Genomic DNA, 2,950 nt, shown 5'->3' on the forward strand with positions numbered 1-2,950 from the left:
TTATCTGACTGTTCTTTTTAACCAAATCAAGTAAGTCCCCTGCTTCAATTGCGATAAGCAATAAGCAGTGGGTGGGGACTTGCTTGTATCAGGAAGAGTGCAAGCTCTTTTTGATAAACTGCGGAGCAGTTATTTGGTTATGAGCAAGTAGCGAAGCGGATTACGAATATCCGCTTGACTAAAAACGGCTCCCATATACGATACAGGAAACTGTCTGTTTTATGGCGAAGATTCGGTTCCGGTGAAATCTGGATTATTAAGTATCAGAGTAAGTTCTTTCTGCAAAAAAGAAGCAAACATGCTTTCTTATATAAAAAATAAGGAATTGCTCAATATACAAAAACTTCAAGACTTCCCGAAAGAGGCTGAGGAACTTTTGGCAGAATATACCAAAGTGTCGAAAACGCGTGCAGAGAAAATAGCAGAAACTATTGAGAAAAAAATAGAGTACCTTCGTCTTTTTCAGGAAGGAAAGAAGATTTGGAAAAGGGAAAAATATTGGTGAAAGAAAGCCGAATTAGCCTGAATTTGCTACAGGAAAAGTGCCGGAGGTATTAAAAACGGCAGTGAAATATTATTATCAGCAGGCATGCGAAATTGCAGAAGGAATTCGAATTGCCAGAGAGTATGGAAAAAGAGCGAATCGTACAGTTTCAATAAAAGAACCAATCAGGGAAAATAAGCTAAAGAAGTAGGAGTACAGATATATGATCAACAGAAATGATATGCTGGAATTAACGCGCAGAATGACATTATCCAGAAATTGTTTTATGCGTGCAGCAGGTGCATACGTAGATGAAGTTGGATTTATAGATAATACATTTAACGTGAATTTCAAAAACATGGGAAAGCATGACCAGCAGATAAATCTGGATCTTGCAAAGACAATTCCGTTTTCGAAAACTAACGAACAGTTAAAATGCTACAAGTTCCCGGCAGGAGATATGGCATATGATAGTATTCATAAGCTTTTGATGGCATTATCCCAGTATGGATTAAAGGATGACCTGCTGGTGCAGACTCTCTGCGAACAGCTTGCAGAAGGAATCTGCGGAACAGAAGATGCGCCGAATAAGACCAGTCATTTATATGGACGTGAATTCGGGATATACATTTATCATGGAATATATGATATCCCAAAGAAAGGCTCAGATCAAAGTGAACAGTGGGAATCTGAAGAAGTTTACAGCTTTCTGGTATGTGTTGCAGCTCCGGTAGATAAGGATTACAATGCCGGAAACCCGAAATGCGGTTTCATTTTTCCAGCATTTGAAGATCGTTCCTCAGAACCTGAAAAAATAGATATCTTTTTTGAAAACTCAGATCGACCGGATGAGGGATTTTTGAAAAAAATATTGGGGAAATAGTTAAGGATATATAGAGAGTTTTATATTACTGGTATAAGTAAAAATGCGATAGACTGATTATAAATAAGGGTTGGTTGAATTTTAATTACATCAAATAAAATTTAATTTAGTCATTTTATGTATAAATGACTAAATTGAATTGAGGGATGACTAAATTGATGTTAGAATAACTGTTAGAAAATAATTCTGTTAAATTGGCAATATAGCATTGCCTGACTATTGAGTGATGGAATTTAACTAAATGGGGATAGTAAATAGTTTTATGACGGTATTTAGATAAGGAGCAGATATATGGCGAAAATGACAGTATATCATGGTGGTTATCAGGCTGTAAAAAAACCGGAAATTCGTAAAGGCCGTAATACAAAAGATTTTGGATATGGTTTTTATTGTACAATCATTAAGGAACAGGCGCAAAGATGGGCAAAACGGTATGAAAAGAAAGTTGTTTCAATCTATGATGTTCGAATGAATTGTAATTTAAATATCAAAGAATTTAAGGAAATGACAGAAGAATGGCTGGATTTTATTGTAGATTGCCGAAGTGGAAAAAATCATGAATATGATATTGTAATTGGAGCTATGGCAGATGACCAGATTTATAATTTTGTTTCTGATTATATCGACGGCGTGATTACAAGAGAGCAATTCTGGGTTCTTGCGAAATTTAAATATCCAACACATCAGATTGCTTTTTGTACGGAAAACGCACTGAAATGTTTGGAATACAGGGATTGTGAGGTGCTTTGATGATAGGGAGTGGACGCGAAGAGAAAAAAGATAATGATCTTTTTTTTACATGTAGTTTAATTGATTATATTGCAAGAAAAACTCAAAATACTCGTTCAGATGTTGTGAATAAATTGGGAAAAGAACGTTTAGAGAAGATATATGATCTGGCAGATATTTATCATTGCGATAATATTGATCGTGTAAGTGATGATTTTATTGAAGAAGCTGATATAACCCCTGGAACATTTGACAATGTAGGAGAATGTAAATATTCGATTCCTTCTCACTGGGATATTGGGAAAGTGTATAAACGTCTTATAAAACAAGTTGCACAAAGTGAAAAAATTGGAATTATTGATGCATTGATAAAAGTTTATAATTCTTTTATAAGCGATAAGATAGATGATTATAATAGCAGTGTATATTATGAGAATCCATCATATATATTTGAATGCTATATAGAAAATAAAATGCTATAAAAACAAGTAAATGTTTCGGAAACATTATAGCGGATCAATACAAAATGAGGGGATTACAACGAGATGTACAGAGTGAGCAAAGTATAAAATAACAACGGCGTAATAGCTATTGATATGGATGAGAATCAGGAGTATGTGATTCTTGGCAAGGGTGTTGGATTTGGGAAAAAGGTCAGCCAGCGTTTTGACAAGCCAGAGGAATGCACCATGTACCGCCTGGCACAGGAGACAGAGCGTGGGTCTGCGAAGAAGTTGGTAAAGGGAATAGAGCCAGAGTATCTGGAGATTGCAGATGCGATTCTGACAGAGGCGCAAAAGGTATTTGGAGAGTTCCTGTCTCTTATACACATCTGACGCTGCCGACGACCTACC

The 2,950-nt window shown here is 35.9% G+C and carries 5 protein-coding genes and 1 pseudogene; all 6 read left to right on the top strand.

From position 1 onward, the window contains the following. Nucleotides 1-241 precede the first annotated feature (241 nt). A complete protein-coding gene (locus ACTNES_RS20290) occupies nucleotides 242-505 on the top strand; it encodes a hypothetical protein (protein ID WP_320813326.1) in 264 nt (87 codons plus the stop codon). A gap of 61 nt (nucleotides 506-566) precedes the next feature. Beyond that, entirely contained in the window at nucleotides 567-695 is a 129-nt protein-coding gene (locus ACTNES_RS20295) for a hypothetical protein (protein WP_320813325.1), read from the top strand. 12 nt (nucleotides 696-707) lie between these two features. Beyond that, a complete protein-coding gene (locus ACTNES_RS20300) occupies nucleotides 708-1,367 on the top strand; it encodes a DUF4317 family protein (protein WP_320813324.1) in 660 nt (219 codons plus the stop codon). A 291-nt stretch (nucleotides 1,368-1,658) separates the two neighbouring features. Next, nucleotides 1,659-2,117 carry a DUF3990 domain-containing protein gene (locus tag ACTNES_RS20305; protein ID WP_320813323.1) on the top strand — a complete coding sequence of 153 codons (459 nt, stop codon included), beginning with the start codon at nucleotides 1,659-1,661 and terminating at the stop codon, nucleotides 2,115-2,117. After that, nucleotides 2,117-2,578 carry a hypothetical protein gene (locus tag ACTNES_RS20310; RefSeq protein ID WP_320813322.1) on the top strand — a complete coding sequence of 154 codons (462 nt, stop codon included), beginning with the start codon at nucleotides 2,117-2,119 and terminating at the stop codon, nucleotides 2,576-2,578. Before ACTNES_RS20305 ends, ACTNES_RS20310 begins: the two co-directional genes overlap by 1 nt. Before the next feature lie 99 nt (nucleotides 2,579-2,677). Next, nucleotides 2,678-2,932 (top strand): annotated as a pseudogene (locus ACTNES_RS20315) (CAT RNA binding domain-containing protein); the annotation flags it as partial. Nucleotides 2,933-2,950 lie beyond the last annotated feature (18 nt).

Origin of the sequence: Blautia sp. HCP3S3_D9 (assembly GCF_052063845.1) — a bacterium.
GTDB lineage: Bacteria > Bacillota > Clostridia > Lachnospirales > Lachnospiraceae > Blautia_A.